Source organism: Telluria sp. ZT3P25, from assembly GCF_059685895.1.
The window spans coordinates 3166542-3183544 of sequence record NZ_JCASIJ010000001.1; the positions used below are offsets into that span (position 1 = coordinate 3166542).

The 17003-nt window shown below is 66.0% G+C and carries 17 protein-coding genes; 4 read left to right on the plus strand and 13 right to left on the minus strand.

Translation table 11 applies throughout. From position 1 onward, the window contains the following. Nucleotides 1-34 precede the first annotated feature (34 nt). Both AC56LY_RS14065 and AC56LY_RS14070 read right to left on the minus strand, forming a co-directional pair. Nucleotides 35-1582, minus strand: coding sequence for a Do family serine endopeptidase (locus tag AC56LY_RS14065; RefSeq protein WP_499580473.1), 1548 nt, complete (start codon nt 1580-1582; stop codon nt 35-37). 228 nt (nt 1583-1810) lie between these two features. Next, nucleotides 1811-2281 (minus strand): Hsp20 family protein, encoded by a 471-nt coding sequence (locus AC56LY_RS14070; RefSeq protein WP_183555607.1) that lies wholly within the window; start codon nt 2279-2281, stop codon nt 1811-1813. A gap of 211 nt (nt 2282-2492) precedes the next feature. On the opposite strand from AC56LY_RS14070, the gene AC56LY_RS14075 reads away from it, so the two are divergent. From AC56LY_RS14075 to AC56LY_RS14085, 3 genes are all read left to right on the plus strand, one after another. After that, entirely contained in the window at nt 2493-4415 is a 1923-nt protein-coding gene (locus AC56LY_RS14075; protein ID WP_499580475.1) for a M61 family metallopeptidase, read from the plus strand. A 226-nt stretch (nt 4416-4641) separates the two neighbouring features. Continuing rightward, on the plus strand, nt 4642-5865 hold the full coding sequence (gene tyrS / locus AC56LY_RS14080) for a tyrosine--tRNA ligase (RefSeq protein WP_499580477.1): 1224 nt from the start codon (nt 4642-4644) through the stop codon (nt 5863-5865). Between the two features lie 66 nt (nt 5866-5931). Then, nucleotides 5932-6681: an AAA family ATPase gene (locus tag AC56LY_RS14085; RefSeq protein WP_499580479.1), complete on the plus strand. Its 750-nt coding sequence runs from the start codon at nt 5932-5934 to the stop codon at nt 6679-6681. 55 nt (nt 6682-6736) lie between these two features. On the opposite strand, the gene AC56LY_RS14090 is transcribed toward AC56LY_RS14085, so the two are convergent. The 11 genes from AC56LY_RS14090 to imuA form a co-directional block, all read right to left on the minus strand. Then, nucleotides 6737-7099, minus strand: a complete 363-nt coding sequence (locus AC56LY_RS14090; RefSeq protein WP_499580481.1) for a hypothetical protein — start codon at nt 7097-7099, stop codon at nt 6737-6739. A 131-nt stretch (nt 7100-7230) separates the two neighbouring features. Further along, complete coding sequence (locus tag AC56LY_RS14095; RefSeq protein ID WP_499580483.1) at nt 7231-7551, minus strand: monovalent cation/H(+) antiporter subunit G; 321 nt, start codon at nt 7549-7551, stop codon at nt 7231-7233. Next, entirely contained in the window at nt 7548-7814 is a 267-nt protein-coding gene (locus AC56LY_RS14100) for an MrpF/PhaF family protein (RefSeq protein WP_499557668.1), read from the minus strand. The genes AC56LY_RS14095 and AC56LY_RS14100 overlap by 4 nt, the downstream gene beginning before the upstream one ends. After that, entirely contained in the window at nt 7811-8158 is a 348-nt protein-coding gene (locus AC56LY_RS14105) for a Na+/H+ antiporter subunit E (protein ID WP_499580485.1), read from the minus strand. The genes AC56LY_RS14100 and AC56LY_RS14105 overlap by 4 nt, the downstream gene beginning before the upstream one ends. Beyond that, complete coding sequence (locus tag AC56LY_RS14110) at nt 8155-9624, minus strand: complex I subunit 5 family protein (RefSeq protein WP_499580487.1); 1470 nt, start codon at nt 9622-9624, stop codon at nt 8155-8157. Before AC56LY_RS14110 ends, AC56LY_RS14105 begins: the two co-directional genes overlap by 4 nt. Further along, nucleotides 9621-10007 carry an NADH-quinone oxidoreductase subunit K gene (locus AC56LY_RS14115; RefSeq protein WP_499580489.1) on the minus strand — a complete coding sequence of 129 codons (387 nt, stop codon included), beginning with the start codon at nt 10005-10007 and terminating at the stop codon, nt 9621-9623. Before AC56LY_RS14115 ends, AC56LY_RS14110 begins: the two co-directional genes overlap by 4 nt. Beyond that, nucleotides 10004-10429 (minus strand): MnhB domain-containing protein, encoded by a 426-nt coding sequence (locus AC56LY_RS14120; RefSeq protein WP_499580491.1) that lies wholly within the window; start codon nt 10427-10429, stop codon nt 10004-10006. The genes AC56LY_RS14115 and AC56LY_RS14120 overlap by 4 nt, the downstream gene beginning before the upstream one ends. Continuing rightward, a complete protein-coding gene (mbhE, locus tag AC56LY_RS14125; protein WP_499580493.1) occupies nt 10426-12678 on the minus strand; it encodes a hydrogen gas-evolving membrane-bound hydrogenase subunit E in 2253 nt (750 codons plus the stop codon). The genes AC56LY_RS14120 and mbhE overlap by 4 nt, the downstream gene beginning before the upstream one ends. Nucleotides 12679-12687: 9 nt before the next feature. Continuing rightward, entirely contained in the window at nt 12688-13785 is a 1098-nt protein-coding gene (locus tag AC56LY_RS14130) for a calcium/sodium antiporter (RefSeq protein ID WP_499582051.1), read from the minus strand. A gap of 374 nt (nt 13786-14159) precedes the next feature. Then, on the minus strand, nt 14160-15695 hold the full coding sequence (locus AC56LY_RS14135) for a Y-family DNA polymerase (protein ID WP_499580495.1): 1536 nt from the start codon (nt 15693-15695) through the stop codon (nt 14160-14162). Then, nucleotides 15625-16332, minus strand: a complete 708-nt coding sequence (imuA, locus tag AC56LY_RS14140) for a translesion DNA synthesis-associated protein ImuA (RefSeq protein ID WP_343025089.1) — start codon at nt 16330-16332, stop codon at nt 15625-15627. The genes AC56LY_RS14135 and imuA overlap by 71 nt, the downstream gene beginning before the upstream one ends. A 225-nt stretch (nt 16333-16557) precedes the next feature. Between imuA and hepT the strand changes: the two genes are divergently transcribed. Next, nucleotides 16558-16995, plus strand: a complete 438-nt coding sequence (gene hepT, locus AC56LY_RS14145; protein ID WP_499580497.1) for a type VII toxin-antitoxin system HepT family RNase toxin — start codon at nt 16558-16560, stop codon at nt 16993-16995. Nucleotides 16996-17003 lie beyond the last annotated feature (8 nt).

Consider the following 17003-nt stretch of genomic DNA (forward strand, 5'->3'; position numbering starts at 1 on the left):
GTGCGACCCGAGGGCGCTACGCTATCTTAACCAATTAACCGATCCGCACCGGGATGAAGATTTTTTCGCCGCCGCGCTGGATCAGCAGCGCCACCGACTTGTTGGCCTTGGCCACCATCTCGCGCACTTGAACCACCGACGTCACGGGCCGGCCGTTGACCGAAATGAGCACGTCGCCCGGTTCGATGCCCGCCATTTCAGCGGCGCCCGAAGCATCTTCGATCAACAGGCCAGTGGCGATGCCGCTCTGGCGGCGCTCGATCGGCTCCAGGGGCCGCAACGACAGGCCCAGTCGGGCGCTGTTGTCGACGGCGTTGCCCACCTCTTCTGCTTGAGCGCGGCGCGGCTTCTCGGCCGCATCGGCCAGCGTCGCATCGATGCGCACCAGCTTGCCGTCGCGCCAGACGTCCATTGCCACCTTGTCGCCCGGCTTGGCCAGCGTCATCATGGCCGGCAGATCGGCCGAGGCGACAATCGGCGTGCCATTGGCAACGCGAATCACGTCGCCGGACTTCAGGCCCGCGCGTTCCGCAGGACTCCCACGTTCGACGCTCGACACCAGCGCACCTTCGACCGATTCGAGCTTGAACGAATCGGCGAAACTCTGCCCGACTTCCTGCACGCTCACACCGAGCTTGGCATGCTGCACCTTGCCGGTGGCGACGATCTGGTCCTTGATGCGCACGGCCAGATCGATCGGGATCGAGAACGACAGGCCCTGGTAGCCGCCGGTCTGGCTGTAGATCTGCGAATTGATGCCGACCACTTCACCGCGTGTGTTGAACAACGGACCGCCCGAATTGCCGGGATTGACCGCGACGTCGGTCTGGATGAACGGCACATTGCTGTCACCCTGGATCGAGCGGCCGGTAGCGCTGACCACGCCGGCGGTGACGGTGCTTTCGAGGCCATACGGCGAACCGATGGCCAGCACCCACTCGCCCACCAGCACCGCTTTTGATTTGCCGATCGGCGCCACGGGCAAGCCCTTGGCATCGATTTTCAACACAGCCACGTCGGTGCGCGGGTCGGAGCCCAGGACCTTGGCGCGAAACTCGCGGCGATCCTGCAGCTTGACCGTGACTTCGTCAGCGCCCTGCACGACGTGTGCGTTGGTAAGGATGACGCCGTCCGGGCTTACGATGAAGCCCGATCCAGCGCCGAAAACGGGCGCTTCACGACCACCGCGCTCACCACCGGAGCGCGGGTCCTGAAACTGCTTGAAAAACTCGTACAGCGGATGGCCCGGGTCGAGGCTTGGCATGCCGCCGGCACCGCCACGGGCAGCTGTCTTGGTGCCGCCAACGACGCGGATATTGACCACTGCCTTGCCCTGTTGCGCAGCGATGCGCGTGAAGTCGGGCAGCGCCACGGTCGACGACGGTGCGCCCACGGCAGCAGCTGGCGCAGCGCCAGGGGCGGCCGCGACAACAGCAGGCACGCTTGGGGCGGCGGCATTGGCAGTGGCGTTATTATGATTTACAGCGATGGCACCGACCGCGCCACCGATGACGCCCGCGGCACACAGGGCCAGCGTCAGGCGTTTGGCAGTGATGGCAGTAACGGCACTTGGGTTCGACATGGATGTGCTCCTGATGAAAATTCGGTGAATCGGTGATCGAGATTCGATGAGGCTAGTGTCGCGCAGCCGTCTTAGACCATACTTAAGTTGACAGACAACACTCCTTAGACGCGCCTTAATGCACACGGTTTGAGGCTGCGCAGACACGAGGCCCGCCAGATATGACAAGGGCGCCCCGATGCTGCAGGCGCCCTCCTTTCAAACCATTACTGCATCATCTGCGCCATTTCAGGCAGCGCGCTGTTCCAGCGCCTGGACGTTGTCGCCGCTGATCGTGGTACCGGCAGCATCGCCGATGGCGATCTTGCGCGGCTTGAGCGCCTCGGGCACTTCACGCACCAGTTCGATGGTGAGCATGCCGTTGTCGAACGACGCGGTGGTGACCTTCACGTGGTTGGCCAGCTGGAAGCGCTGCTCGAAATCGCGCGCTGCGATGCCACGGTGCAGGAAGGTGCGCTGGGCGTCATCCTTCTGCTTGCGGCCAGTAACGTGCAGGCTGTCACGCTCGGTGATGATCTCGACTTCGTCGCGGGTGAAGCCGGCCAGCGCCATCACGATGCGGTATTGGTCTTCGCTCACCAGTTCGATGTTGTACGGCGGGTAGCTTGGCTGCGACTCGGCGCGTTGCTCGAGCAGGCTGGCCAGGCGATCGAAACCGATGGCGGAACGGTAGAGAGGGGTCAGGTCGTAAGTACGCATGATGTCTATCCTTGTAAAGTTAAGCGATAAGGGTGCGGACCTCAGTTGAGCATCCGCTGGTACCAATCTAATGCCATCCATCGCGAAATCAAGACAAGCAAAATACGGAATTTTAAATATTTTTCCAAATTTTGTTTGTATCGTGTAGTAGCGAAAATACCGCGTTACGCGCGGTGCTACACTGCCCGGCTTCCCTTCCCTGCCTTTTCCCATGACCGCATCCCGCACCTTCTTCGCACGCGCTGCCCGTCCGGCGAGCGCTTTGGCCCTGACTCTGGCCCTGGCACTGGCCCTGCCTGCCTCGGCCCAGCTTCCCGCCGTCGGCGACGCGCCGTATCCCGGCACGATCGCGCTGCATGTCGACGCGAGCAACTTGTCGCAACAGGTTTTCAGGATGCGCCTGTCGATGCCCGTGCAGGCTGGCCCGATGACGCTGCTGTATCCGCAGTGGGCGCCGGGGAACCACGGCCCGAACATCCCGCTGACCCAGCTCGCCGGCCTGAAATTCCGCGCCGGCGGCAAGCCGGTCGAATGGAAGCGCGATCCGGTCAACGTGTATGCGTTCCACGTCGTGGTGCCGGAAGGCGCGACGACGCTGGAAGCCGAATACCAGTTCCTGTCGCCGCTCGATACGACGCAGGGCCGCATCACGATGACCGACGATATCCTCGGCGTGCAGTGGCAGTCGGTGGCGCTGTACCCGGCCGGCTACCGGGCGCGCCGCATCTCCGTGCAGCCGACGCTGCGCCTGCCCGCCGGCTGGCAGTTCGCCAGCTCGCTCGCGGTCGAAGCGCGTACCGGCGACGAAGTGCGCTTCAAGCCGCACGATCTCGACACGCTGGTCGATTCGCCGCTGTTCGCGGGTCGCTACTTCAAGCGGATCGACCTGGCACCGGGCGCGAAGCAGCCGGTGATGCTCAACGTGGTAGCCGACAATCCCGAAAACCTCGAGGCCAAACCGGACCAGATCAAGCTGCACCGCGCGATGGTCGACCAGGCGCTCAAGCTGTTCGGTTCGCACCACTATCGCCAGTATGATTTTCTGTTTGCGATCTCGGACGAATTCGGCGGCATCGGCCGCGAGCACCAGCAGTCGAGCGAGAACGGCGTCAAGCTCGGTTACTTCACCGAGTGGAACCGCAACGAAGCCGGGCGCGAGCTGCTGCCGCACGAATTCGTCCACTCGTGGAACGGCAAGTTCCGCCGGCCTGCGGGCCAGGATGTCGCCAACTTCAACACGCCGCTGCAGAATGAGCTTCTATGGCTGTACGAAGGCCAGACCCAGTTCTGGGGCAAGGTGCTTGCCGCGCGTTCGGGCCTGGTGTCGCAAACCCACGCACGCGATGCGCTGGCAGCCGACGCGGCGCGCTACGACGCTACGCAGGGCCGCGACTGGCGCGCAGTGCAGGACACCGTCAACGATCCGATCATCAACGGGCGCCGTCCGATCGGCTGGGGCAACTGGCAGCGCAGCGAGGATTACTACACCGAGGGCATGCTGATCTGGCTCGACGTCGACACGATGATCCGCGAGATGTCGGGCGAGCAGCGCGGCCTGCAGGACTTCGCGCGCGCCTTCTTCGGCATCGACAACGGCAGCACCCAGACCACCTATTACACGTTCGACGACGTGGTGGCCGCGCTGAACAAGGTGCAGAAATACGACTGGGCGCCGTTCCTGCGTGCGCGCCTGGACGGCCACGGCCCGGGGGCTCCGCTCGATGGCCTCAAGCGCGCCGGCTGGAAGCTGGTCTACAGCGACACGCCAAGCGACGGGGCGCGTGGCGCAGAAGAGCGCAACAAGACCACCGACTTCACGTATTCGCTGGGCTTCCAGGTGCGCGCCGACGGCGGCATCACGGGCGTGATCTGGGACGGCGTGGGCTTCCGCGCGGGCCTGGCGGCCAACACGACGATCGTTGCGGTCAACAACCGCGTCTACAAGGGCGACGTGCTCAAGGCAGCGGTGCGCGCCGCCAAGGATGGCAAGGCGCCGCTCGAACTCCTGGTACGCAAGGGGAACAACCTGCGCACGATCTCACTCGATTACCGCGACGGCCTGCGCTACCCGCGCCTGGAACGCATTCCGGGCACGAAGGACCGGCTTGAGGTGCTGTTCAAGGCCCTGAAGTAAGCGCTAAAGCACACACTGAAGCAAGCGTCGCGGCACTGCCGCGACGCTTGACGCATGCGCCGGCATGCGGCTAAGATCGATCCATGACTTTCATCGTGACTTCCCCAGCCAGCTATTACGCCTACCGCACCTCGCAGCGGTAGGGGCTTTCACGCAACCCGGTCCGCTTCAGGCGGACATGTACGGGTAACCGGTCTTCCTGGGCGTTCCATCTCCAGGAGACTCTATGTCCATCCCGATCGACCTGCTCGACGTTCTGCAAGAACGCGGCTTCATCCACCAGTGCACCGACGTCGCTGGCCTGCGCCACGCCATGGCCACCCCCATCACCGCTTACCTGGGCTTTGACGCGACCGCCGACAGCCTCCATGTCGGCCACCTGCAAGGCCTCATGCTGATGCGCTGGCTGCAGCGCGCGGGCCATCGCCCCCTGCTGCTCATTGGCGGGGCCACCACACGCATTGGCGACCCGAGTTTTCGCGACACCACGCGGCCGCTACTGGACGGCCCGGCCATCGACGCGAACATCGCCGGCATCGGCCGCGCCTTCGCACGCTACCTCGGCCCGGACGTGCCGGTGGTCGACAACGCCGCATGGCTCGATGGCCTGGGCTACCTCGACTTCCTGGGCCAGGTGGGGCGCCACTTCAGCGTCAACCGGATGCTGACGTTCGATGCGATCCGCTCGCGCCTCGAACACTCGCTGTCATTCCTGGAATTCGGCTACACGCTGTTGCAGGCGTACGACTTCACCGAACTGGCGCGCCGTCATGGCTGCACGCTGCAGATCGGCGGCGCCGACCAGTGGGCCAACATCATCAACGGCATCGATCTGGGCCGGCGCCAGTCGGGCCTGGACCTGTATGGCCTGACCATGCCGCTGCTGGCCACGAGCGACGGCAAGAAGATGGGCAAGTCGGCCGGCGGCGCCGTGTGGCTCAACGCCGACCGCCTGTCGCCATACGGCTTCTGGCAGTTCTGGCGCAATGTCGATGACCGCGATGTGGCGCGCTTTCTCGCACTGTTCACCGAACTGCCGATGACCGAGGTGCGGCGCCTGGGCGCGTTGCAGGGCGCGGCGCTGAACGACGCGAAGATCGTGCTGGCCAATGAAGCGACGCGGCTGGCGCACGGACAGGACGCGCTCGATGCGGCGCTGCGCGCTGCGGCAGCGGCCTTTGGCGACGCCCGGCGCGACGACATGCCGACGTTCGCGCTCGATGCCGCGCGTCGCGCTGCCGGGATCACGTTGGCCGAACTTGCCGTCGATGCCGGCCTGGCGGCATCGCGCAGTGCAGCGCGACGCCTGGCAGCGGGCGGCGGCTTGCGGCTCGATGGCGTGGCGGTGAACGATGCCGATATCGCGCTGCCCGCCGGCAGTGACGAGTGGCTGCTCTCGGCCGGCCGCAAGCAGCATGTGCGCATCGTGCTCGCGGATCGACAAGGGTAACGCTGCCAGGCCGGCGGGCACAGGCTGTGGCACACTGGCGGCACTGCCGATTCTTGCGCCCTTACCATGCATCGCTTCAGCGCCAAGCCTTACTTGCAACGCGTGTGGGCCGACTTCGGCAACGAGGTCGGCTTCGATGACTTCCCGTTCAACATTCCTGCCGTGCGCGAACTGCAATCGATCGAGTTCAACGCCGACGTGACCTTCTTCGTTGGTGAAAATGGCAGCGGCAAGTCGACCATGCTGGAAGCAATCGCGCTGGCACTGGGCTTTGGCATCGAAGGCGGCACGCTGAACAACCGCTTGCTGAACACGTCCGGCGAGCACACCCGGCTGGCGGATCACATTCGGATGTCGCGCAGCACACGCAGGCCCAAGGACGGCTATTTTCTTCGGGCCGAAAGTTTCTACAATCTTGCGACCTACCTCGACCGGATGCCAGAGACCACTGCCCTCGGCGGATATGGCGACAAGCAGCTGCATGCGCGCTCGCATGGCGAAGCATTCATGAGTGTGCTGCTCGACAAATTCAGGGGCAATGGCTTGTACCTGCTCGATGAACCCGAGGCGGCGCTCTCACCCAATCGCCAGCTGGCAGCGTTGCGGGCGATTCACATGCTGGTGCAGGATCAGTCGCAGTTCATCATCGTGACGCACTCGCCGATTCTGCTTGCGTACCCTGGCGCGAAGATCCTGGCATTTGACGGTGCCGGCATTGCCGAGATCGCGTATGAGGACACGCAACATTACGCCGTGACGCGCGACTTTTTGAATCACTATCCGCGCCGGCTGGAACAGTTGCTGGCGCCGGATTGAGCATGGTGATTTAACCGGGCGACGCTATTCTCGGTTCATCGAGTGCGGGCCAGGACTACTTCCATTCGCCCCGCTGGTTCACCAGCGTTTTCTTGCCTTCGGTGACCACCAGCCGGCCATCGGCGTACACCGTGTAGTTCACGCGGCCCGAGCGAAACACGTAGCCCTGGAAGGCGCCGGGCGTGACGCCATCGGCTGCCATTGAATGCATGGTCTTGCCACGCAGCTTGATTGCCTTGCCGGTTTTCTTGCTGGTGCCGGTGTAGCGCACGTCGTCGCAGGTGACGTTGCCCTCTTCGCACTGCTGCACGATCTTGACGGTAAAGCCGGACGTTTCCAGCGTCTGCTGCGTGGCGGCGTGGGCCGCGCCAGCGAATGTCATTGCGGCCAGAGCAGCGAGGTGGATCGATCGTTTCATGGGTTCCCCTGTCGAGTGTGGACAGCGTAATGATGCCCGATCGGTCTAACCGTACCGTTCGCTGGCGCGCTTTGGGGGCGCAGAGTTTCTTTGAACAATCCATGCAGCGCCGTTGATGACGGCGTCGCGGATCAGTCCGGCGCTGAAGCATCCGGTGTTGAAGCATCCGACCTTGAGGCGTCCGGCCAGGACGCGGCGGCGCGCGCCAGCGCGTGCGACGCAATCGGCACGGTTGCGGCGAGTACCGTCACCAGCGCGCCGATCCTGATCCACCAGGCCGATCCCGGTTGCAGCACGGCGAGGCCGGCCAGCATGAGGCCAAGCGCCAACGTCGCCGCCTTGGTTGCCGCATGCTGCCGCGACAGGGCGTCCGGCAGCCTGTGCAGGCCCAGCGCCGCCACTGCGAGCAGTGCTGCGCCGACAATCATGAGCGTCCAACCCAGGGCCGTCATGGCGCGTCCCGCCCAGGCGCCTCGGCGCGCAGCGCGTTGGCCCAGCAAACGGTGGCGAGGAATGCGATCAGGGCGAAGCCGAGCGCAACGTCCAGGAAAGCGGTATGCCCGGTACGCGCGGCGGCCAGTATGCATGCCGCAAGGGCGCAGGCGCTGAGAACATCGATGGCCACCAGCCGGTTTGCAGCTCCGGGCAGGCGGCGCAAGGCCGCCAGGACCAGCCACAGTGCCAGGCCAAGAAACACCTCGACCAGTATTGTCATGACATCTCCTCTTGAGCAAAGAGCATTCGCACGGCAACTTCAAACAGATCACGGATTTCCTGCAGCGCCGCCTCATCGGCGCCATTACCGGTGTCGAGCATATGCAGGCGGATTCGTCCGGCGACGGCGTCGACGTCAACCGCCGTGGTCCCCGGCGTGAGGCAGATCAGGCAGGCCAGTACGGTCGTTGCCCAAGGTTGCATCGGCTGGAACCGGTAATCGACGAAACCGGGGGCAAGATCATGCGGACCACGCAGGATGCGCCACGAAATTTGCCAACCTGAACGCGCAATGGAGGCAAACAGATGCCACACAATCAGGAGGCCGGCGGCGATGCGTTTCATGGTGCAGGCCTGGCCACCGGTGGCGCCATCGTGCCGGCGGCCGCCACCAGGAAATCGATGAGCGGGCCTGGCATCAGGCCCATGGCCAGGGCCAGCAACGACAGCGCGCCGCAACTGGCCCACGCGCCCGCCGGAAGGGGCGCACCCGGCGTGGCAGGCGGCGCCGGGTGCGGTTTCCAGAATGTCTCGATCCAGATCTTGGCCATCGACAGCAGGGTCAGCCCCCCGGTGCATACGGCCACCGCCATCCACAGGTAATGTTCCTGGGCAAACCCTTCACGCAGGATCAGCAGCTTGGCCCAGAAGCCGGACAGCGGCGGCATCCCGATCAGCGCCACCGCGTTCAGCGCAAACAGGCCGGCGAGCGCCCGTTCACTGCGCGCCAGGGCGCCGATTTTGCGCAGGTCGTAGTGCCCTGCCCTGCGGGCGATCATGCCTGCAACCAGGTACAGGTTGGCCTTGACCAGGATGTGGTGGATGCTGAAGAACAGCGCCGCAGCGATCCCGACAGCGCCGCCAAGCGCCGCCGCCAACAGGATATAGCCCATCTGGCTCGCGCTATGGAAGGCCAGGATGCGGCGCAGGTCGTAGTGATACACCGCGCCCATCACGCCCGCAATCATGGTGGCACAGGCAAGCCAGCCCAGGACGGGCGTATAGGCTGGCGCGCCGGCCGGAAAGACTTCATGGAGAACGCGCAGCAAGGCGTAGGCCCCGACCTTGGTGGTCAAAGCCGTAAACAGCGCCAGCACCGGCGGCGACAGCACCGGGTAGGCGGCCGGCAGCCAGAACAAAAAGGGGAAAGCGCTGGCCTTGATGAGCAGCGCAATGATTAACAGCGCGCCCAGCAGCAAGGCCAGCGGATCGTCGCCGCGCCCGGCCAGCGCCATCCCGAGTGCGTGGTAGTCGAGCTGGCCGGTCAGGCCGTACAGGCCCGCCACCGCGGCCAGCAGGACGACCGTGCCGAACAGGTTCAGGACCAGGTATTTTAGGCCAGCCTCCAGCTGCGCCGGTGTGCGGCCGGCAACGATCAGTCCGAGGGCCGCGATCAGCATCACCTCGAACCAGACGTACAGGTTGAACAGGTCAGCCGTGGCATAGGCCCCGCACGCGCCGGCCAGCAAGCCATGCACCAGCGGCGGGCCGAACGGCGTGGCCAGCGCACTGCCCCGGCTGGGCCAGACCAGCACGGCCACGGCCAGCACGGCATTGACGGTCAGCATGAGGGCGGCGGCGCGGTCGATACGAAAGACGATCGCGAAAGGTGCGGCCCAGGCGCCGAATTGCGTTACCACCACCGCGCCGCCGGCAGCGCCATGCAGCAATGCCGCGCAGCACAGCAGCAGGATCAGCGCCCCGCCCAGGCTGGCGGCACGCTGGCGGCGCGGGCGCCGGGCCAGCGCAACCGTCAGCGCTGCCGTGAACAGCGGCACCAGCACCGGCGCGGCCGCCAGTAGACCACTCATGGCAGCTCCCCGGGGCCACCGTCAGGCCTCGGGGGCGGTTCGGCTTGTTCGAGCGCATCGGCGTCAGCGCGGTCGTCGTGAGCGGCCAGGGCCAGCGCCAGAGCGATGCCGAAACAGGCAAAGGTGAAACCGATCACGATCGCCGTCAGTACCAGTGCCTGCGGTACCGGGTTGGCCACCGCCGCCAGGGGCGCAGCCGCGCCTGGCGCAATCAGTGGCGGCGCTGCCTGGCCAAGGCGGCCGGCTGCGAACACGAACAGGTTCACCGCTGCACCAAGCAAGGCCAGCCCCACCGAGATTGCCACCAGGTCGCGCGAGCTCGCCAGGTACAGGCCGGCGGCAGCCACCAGGGTCACGCTCGCCGCCATTGCCCACTCGATCATCGCATGCTCCCCAAGAGCCGCAGGCAGAATCCGCTCAGCGCCCCCCACACGCACAGCGCCACGCCAAGGTCGAACAGCATCACAGTAGAGAGCTTGAGCGCCATGGCGCCGGCGCCGAGTTCACCCCACAAGTGGGTGAGGAAAGGCTGGCCGAGCGCCAGCGCCGGCAGGCCGCTGACCGCGGCCAGCGCCAGGCCGAGGGCGCTCAGGCTCAGCGGCCCGAGCGGTAGCCGCGCGCGGGCGGCGGCCGTGCCCCGCACGAGCGCGTGGGCGACCGTCGCCGCCACCGCCACCAGCGCGGCGACGAAGCCGCCGCCGGGCGCATTGTGCCCGCGCAGCAGCAGCCATACGGCGGCGCCCAGCATGATCCAGTAAAGGAAGGACACCGTGGTCTCCAGCACGATCGAGCGCCCGGCATTCATCGGCCTGTTCTCCTGGCTGGCAGCAGGCGTGTCAACGGCCACGTCGCCAGTGCCGCAAGCATGACCACGGCAATCTCGCCAAGCGTGTCAAGGGCGCGAAAGTCGACGATGATGACGTTGACCACGTTGCGTCCGTGCGCATTGGGTACGCTCTGCGCGAGGAAATAATCGGCCATGGCGGCGTCGAACGGCCGGCCGGACAGCGCCAGCAGCACGGCGCCGAGCAGCAGGCCGAACGCCAGTGCGACGCCGGCCCGCCAGGCATCGGCACGTTCTTCGCCCGCCCCGGCGCCCTGCCGCTGGTGGTAGCGGCGCAATGCCACCGCTGCCACCACCACGAAGACGGTTTCCACGGCAAGCTGGGTCAGGGCCAGGTCGGGCGCGCCCTGGAACAGGAACACGATCGCACTGCCGGTGCCGACCGCGCCCGCGCCGAGCAATTGGCCGAGCGTGTCCCGGGCCCGCACGGCCAGCGCGGCTCCGAGGATGACGGTAGCGCACCCGACCAGTACGCCGGCAGCGTCGGGGGTGATCGCGGTGAATGGCGCAACGTCCAGGTCGAATGCCCAGGGCACGCAGAGCAGCACCGTGGCGGCAACCGTTGCGACCATGTAGCGACTCAGGCGCCGCGCCTGCAGGGTGCGTGCCAGCACGCCGGCGACGTGTTTCAGGCCGCGCAGCGCGGCGCCATACGCGGCAGCCGAACCGGCGCGGTCGAGAAAGCGCAGTCGATCAAGGCCCCGGTAGAGGTGGTTCCATCCCGCATACACGAGCGCCCCGACCGCCCAGACAATGGCAAAGCTCTCGATGCGAAGCAGCCATTCGGTGTCGAGCGAGACATCGGCGCGTGTCAGCGTGGGGGAGATCAGCCGGGCGGCATCGATCAGCAGCGGTTCGGCCAGTGCAGGAAACAAACCGAGCACGATGCCGATGCCGGCAAGCGCCAGCGGCGGGATCGTGAGCCGCCATCCGCCCTCGTGTGGCGCATGGTCTGCGGGATGGGTTGGCGGGCCAAAAAAGATGCGCACGGTCGCCACGCTGGCGACCGCCACGCCGACGGTGCTTACCAGCAGGCTGGCGCCTTCGACCACCCACAAGACGTCGCTGATCTCCTTGGCGGCCTTCATGCTGTCCTTGGCAACGAAGCCGACCGTGGCCGGCAGACCGGCCATCGACAGGCCGGCCAGCAACGCCACCAGCGCAGTGACCGGCATAGCGTGGCGCATCCCGCGCAGCCGGTCGACCAGGCGCGTTCCGGTCGCATGGTCGATATTGCCGGCCACGAAAAAAAGGGGCGCCTTGTACAGCGCATGGGCCAGCAGAAAGGCGACAAAGGCCAGCGCGCCCAGGTCGTTGGGCAAGCCGATGAGCACGGTCAGCATGCCCAGCGCGGAGACGGTCGACCATGCCAGAATGCGTTTCAGGTCGCGTTCACGGGGTGCCAGCACGGCGCCCCACAAGGCGGTGAGTGTGCCGATCGACAGAAGCGTTCCTTCCCACCATGCAACTGCCCCCATCGCTTCGTCGAAGCGGGCCATCACGTACACCCCGAGGTTGACCATCGTCGCCGAGTGCAGATAGGCCGAGACCGGGGTCGGCGCGGCCATTACGCCCGGCAGCCAGAAGTGAAACGGGAACTGGGCCGACTTGGTCATGGCGCCAGCGAGCACCAGCGCCACCCCCGCCTGGAAGCGCGGCTCGGCAAGCACGGCAGGATCGAGGTGCGCCAGGTCGCTCAGCCGCAGTCCGGGCGCAGCCAGCAGGATCAGGACGATCCCGGCAAGCAGCGCCAGCCCGCCGGCGCCGGTGATCAGCAGCGCCTGGCGCGCGCTTTCACGACTGTCGTGGCTGTCATGCTCGAAACCCACCAGCAGGAAGGACAGCACACTGGTCGCCTCCCAGAACAGCAACAGCAACAACAGGTCATCGGCAAGAATTGCCCCGGCCATGGCCAGCGTGAACGCAATGAGCAGGCCCATCAATTGGCCCAGCCGGGCATGGCCGCGCAGATAGCCGGGCGTATACGCGAGCACCGCCGCGCCGACGGCGCACACCAGGAGCAGGAACAGGCGCGCCAGGCCATCGGCAGCAAACCCCAGGCGGATGCCGAGCGGCGCCACCCAGGAAACCGACCAGCTTGCTGGTTCGGCTGGCAGGCCGGCCACTACCGGCAGCAACGCCAGGGGCAACAGCCAGGCCCCGCGGAGCCAGACCGCCTGCGATGCGACAGGGAGCGCTGTCTGCACCATGGCGGGCGCCTAGCGGGATGACCTGTCCTGCTGCATGCGCCGCCCCTGCCACTCGCGCCATGCAACGACCGCCAGTGTGATGGCGACCAGGGGTAATACCGCCATCGCCATGACGGTACTGTACGGCTGTAACGCATCGTGCTGCTGGGCCGCCAGCAGCACGTAAGCCATGTAGGCCGCGTACAACCCCAGGAACAGCCCGCCTTCCCAACGAGCAATCAGATTGCCTGTGAAGAAGATGGGCAGGCAAGCGATTGCCACCGCGATCATGACCGGCAGGTCGAATGCGAGCACCGAAGGGGCAACCCCTATCCCCGACGATGTCACCAGCGATGACAGGCCCAGCACGCCCAGGATATTGAATACATTGCTGCCTACCACATTGCCGACCGCAATATCGCGCTGGCCCCGCAGCGCCGCAATGATCGAGGTGGCCACCTCGGGCAGCGACGTGCCGGCCGCAACGATGGTCAGGCCAATGACGAGCTCGCTAACGCCGAGGTACTGCGCGAAGCTGACGGCCGAGTCCACCAGCCAGGTGGCCCCCAGCACCAGCAGGCCGAGTCCGGCGACAATGAGCAGCAGTTGCATTGCCGGGTGGCTGTCCCAGCCTTTGGACGGGCCGGGCACGCCGTCTGGAAGGCTGGCGTCGTCGGGCCGATGCTGTCGCCTCGACTGGTAGACCAGGAAGGCGGTGTAGACGATCAGCAGACCCAACAGCAGGGCGCCATCGCCACGACCGATGCGCCCGTCCAGCGCCAGTGCGAGCAGTAGCAGCGAGATGCCGATCATGAACGGCACTTCCTGGCGCACGACCTGCTGCGCCACGAGCAGCGGTGCAATCAGGGCCGATATACCGAGGATAAACAGGACGTTGAAGATATTGCTGCCTACGACGTTGCCCAGCGCCAGGTCAGCGCTGCCGGACGCAGCCGATTGCAGGCTGACGGCCAGCTCGGGGGCACTGGTACCGAACGCAACGACGGTGAGGCCGATCACGAGGGGCGACATGCCGACCGACAGTGCCAGAAGGGAAGCACCGCGCACCAATGCCTCGGCGCCGGCGACAAGCAGAATGAGTCCGAACAAGAACAAGAGCACGTCCATCATTGGCGCCTCCTTCTCACGTAACACCGGCAATGCTCCTGGCAAAACAAGGCAAAGCAAGGCTTGCCGCTGACGACTCGACGTCGCCGGACCAGCTCGCTTGCTGACTCGCCTGGAGCAGCTTTGCCGCCAATTATAGGACGCTTTGAAGCCGGACGGCACGCACACCCGAATCGATTTTGCTACCCACAACACGACTGTTGCACGGGCGCCGCGCGAGCACAAACGGCCTCACCGTGGCAGCGCGACGCGCCGGCGCGTCAGCCCCGCCGGCCGATGCCAGGCATGGTTTCCCACACCCACAGTGCGGCAGGAATTTGCATGAGCCCCGCACAGAAAGTCGTCCAGCTGCGTCTGATACACAAGCAGAAACCTCACCCGAACAAGCCATGCAGGAACCAGCGCGGCGCGGCATCCTCGCCCGAGCCGTTGATGCGCTCGCGGTAGATCCAGTACAGCGCGTGGTCCTTGCCTTCGGCGATGAAATAATCGCGCGTTTGCGTCTGACTCCACCACCCTGCCTCGATGCGCTCGGGATTGGATGCCACCCGCAATGGCGAGCCATAGAATGGCCGGTGGTCGCGCATCAGCAGCGCGAGCGGCTTGGCCAGCAGCCAGCTTGGCCGGGGCAGGCTTTGCACATCGAGCGGCATTTGCGCAGCGCGCGCCGCCGCACTGACTTTCTGGTGCACCGGCACCCAGGCATTGGCGATCTCGGGCCGGTAGTCGGCATGGGGCAGCGCCTGCAGCACGTTGTCAGGGCCCAGGCGCGCGACCAGCAGTTCGATCATGCGCATGCGGTCTTCTTCGCTACCGCCGGGATCGGGAAACAGCGAGTCGGTCGGCGGCGCCATCGCCTGCAATTGCTGGGCTTCGAGCCGGATGCCAATCACGGGTGCGACGAGTTCGAGCTTGGCCAGGCGTTCGCGAAGCAGCCGCATCAGGTGTTCGTCGCGCCACGTGGGTTCGGCCAGCGCGACTTCGACCGCCGTGGGCGGACAGGCCACCCTGCCCCGCTCGTGCTCGAGCAGCAGCAGGATGCGTTCGACCGCCAGCTGGCGCGCGCACAGCCAGCCCGTCATTTGCAGCACCAGGTGGTGGGCGCCAGCCAGCAGCAGGTCGGCGTGTTCGAGCCGGTCGAACAGTTCGAGCCGGGCCTGGAAGCGTTCGGGCGGCTCGATCCATTGCAACAGTTCGGGACTGTGGCCATACGCGGCGTCGAGCATGTCGAGCAGCGCCCGCCCGCAGCGCCGCTGCAGGCCGGGCCGGGGCAGGCGCTGCAATTCGTCCAGTCGGCGGCAGCCGAGACCATCGAACCAGGCCGCGAACGGCCGCGCCGGCGGCAGCAGGCTCACCGGCAGGCGATTGAGCCGCCGCACGAGCGACGCCATCTTGACCGCGCGCCCCGCATTACGGCGCGCCAGCAGCCAGGCGCCGCGCGCGGTGGGCGCGCAGGCAATGCAACCCGTAAAGCCAAGTGTGCGCAGGTTGGCCCGCACCTGCGCGCACAACTGCCGGATGCCGCCGAACAGGCGCAGGCTGGCGCCGATGTCGAGTAGCAGCGTGGCTTCTTCGGCCAGCGCCACTTGCGGCGTGTACTGCAGCATCGCCATCGCCACCGCCTGCAAGGCTTCGGCCTCGCGCTCGTGGCTGCGCTGGACGATGCGCGCGTCGGGCATCAGCATCAGCACGCCACCACGCCGCATGCCGGGCAGCACGCCTTCGATGTGCGCCGCCTTCGACAAGGCCATCACCCGCTCCTGCTCCAGAACCACGATGCCGGGATCACCCGCAGCACTAGCATCGGCAGCATCGGCGCCATCGGCACCGTCGCTATTGCTATTGCACCAGCGTGGGCTGAAGACTTCGAGCGGTAGCTGGGGCAAATACAGGCCGATCCAGAGGCGCATGGCGTTGCAGTAGTGAAGAACCAAGGGGCAGGAACAGCGGCGCGTCGCGCTGCGGTCCCCGGCGTTTGAGGAAGTCGATCGTCATGCCGCCAGCAGCCGGACGCAGCGCAAGGCGCAGCGGCGCGGGCGACGCGTCTTGCGCTGCAGACAGGGGGCGGAACATGAAGAACAGGGTTTCGCCCCCCTGCGCCGCCAGATGCAGGCGGCGCAGGCTGTCGCTGCGCACGTGGTTGGTCCAGAACAGCAGCGCGCCGCAACTGCCGCTGCGCAAGACCTGCTCGGCCGCCCACAGCGCATCGGCACTGCGCGTCGAGCGCAGCCACAGCAATTGGGATGGATCGAGGCCCAGCGCGGCCAGCGCCAGCGCCTGGGGTGGATGCGGTGGCTGAAGCAGCACGATGCGGCGCGATGCGCAGGCGGCCAGCGCCGGGCGCAGCAGCCGCATTTCGCCGATGCCGGGTTGTTGCAGCAACAGATCGACCAGGGTGCCGCCGGGCCAGCCACCGCCGGGCAACTGGCCCGACAAGGTGGCGTGGCCCGTGTCGATACAGCGCGTGTCGGCATGCGCCAGCTGCGATGCGCGCCACAGCGATGGGTGCAATGCCTCTGGTGCGGCAAGGATGGAAGAAGGGTTCATGGTAGTGATAACAATGCAAGTACTGTATAAACGTACAGTACTCGTTGAAACGGGGCTTGGCAAGAGCTTTTCATTTTGTCTACATCAAGCCGCTTAGCTGGATTTATGGAGATTAAATGCCGTGCAAAGCGCCCTACGCCCGTAGCAGCACCTTGTAGACCGGCTTTCTGACGCCATATATTTTCTTCGTGCCCCCTGACCATGGAGTTGTCAATGAGCAACGCAATGAGCACTATGACCAGTGCCGATCTCCTGCTAAAGAAAGCCGGCATCATCGAACGCTGCTGCAACCGCGCCCGCGAAGAATACGAGCGCGACCCCACGACGTTCACCGACGACATCACGCGACAGGATGCGGCCACGCTCAACGTGATCCGGGCCTGGGAAGCGACGATCGAGATGGGTGACTACGTGATCGGCTGCGCGCGCCTGGGGCCACCGCAGGACGAGCGCGAGGTCATCACGCTGCTGGCCGAGCACGGCTGGATCGCGCCGACCCTGGCCGAAAACCTCAAGCGCACCGGCGAATTCTGCCGCGCCGAATGGGATTACCAGGCCGCGCCCCTGCCCGCCCTGGTCACGATCATCAAGCGCGGCCTTGGCGATTTCACCGATTACGCAGCAGCGCTGACGAGCGGCGCGCGCGCTGTCGGCCAACCCTGACAATGTCT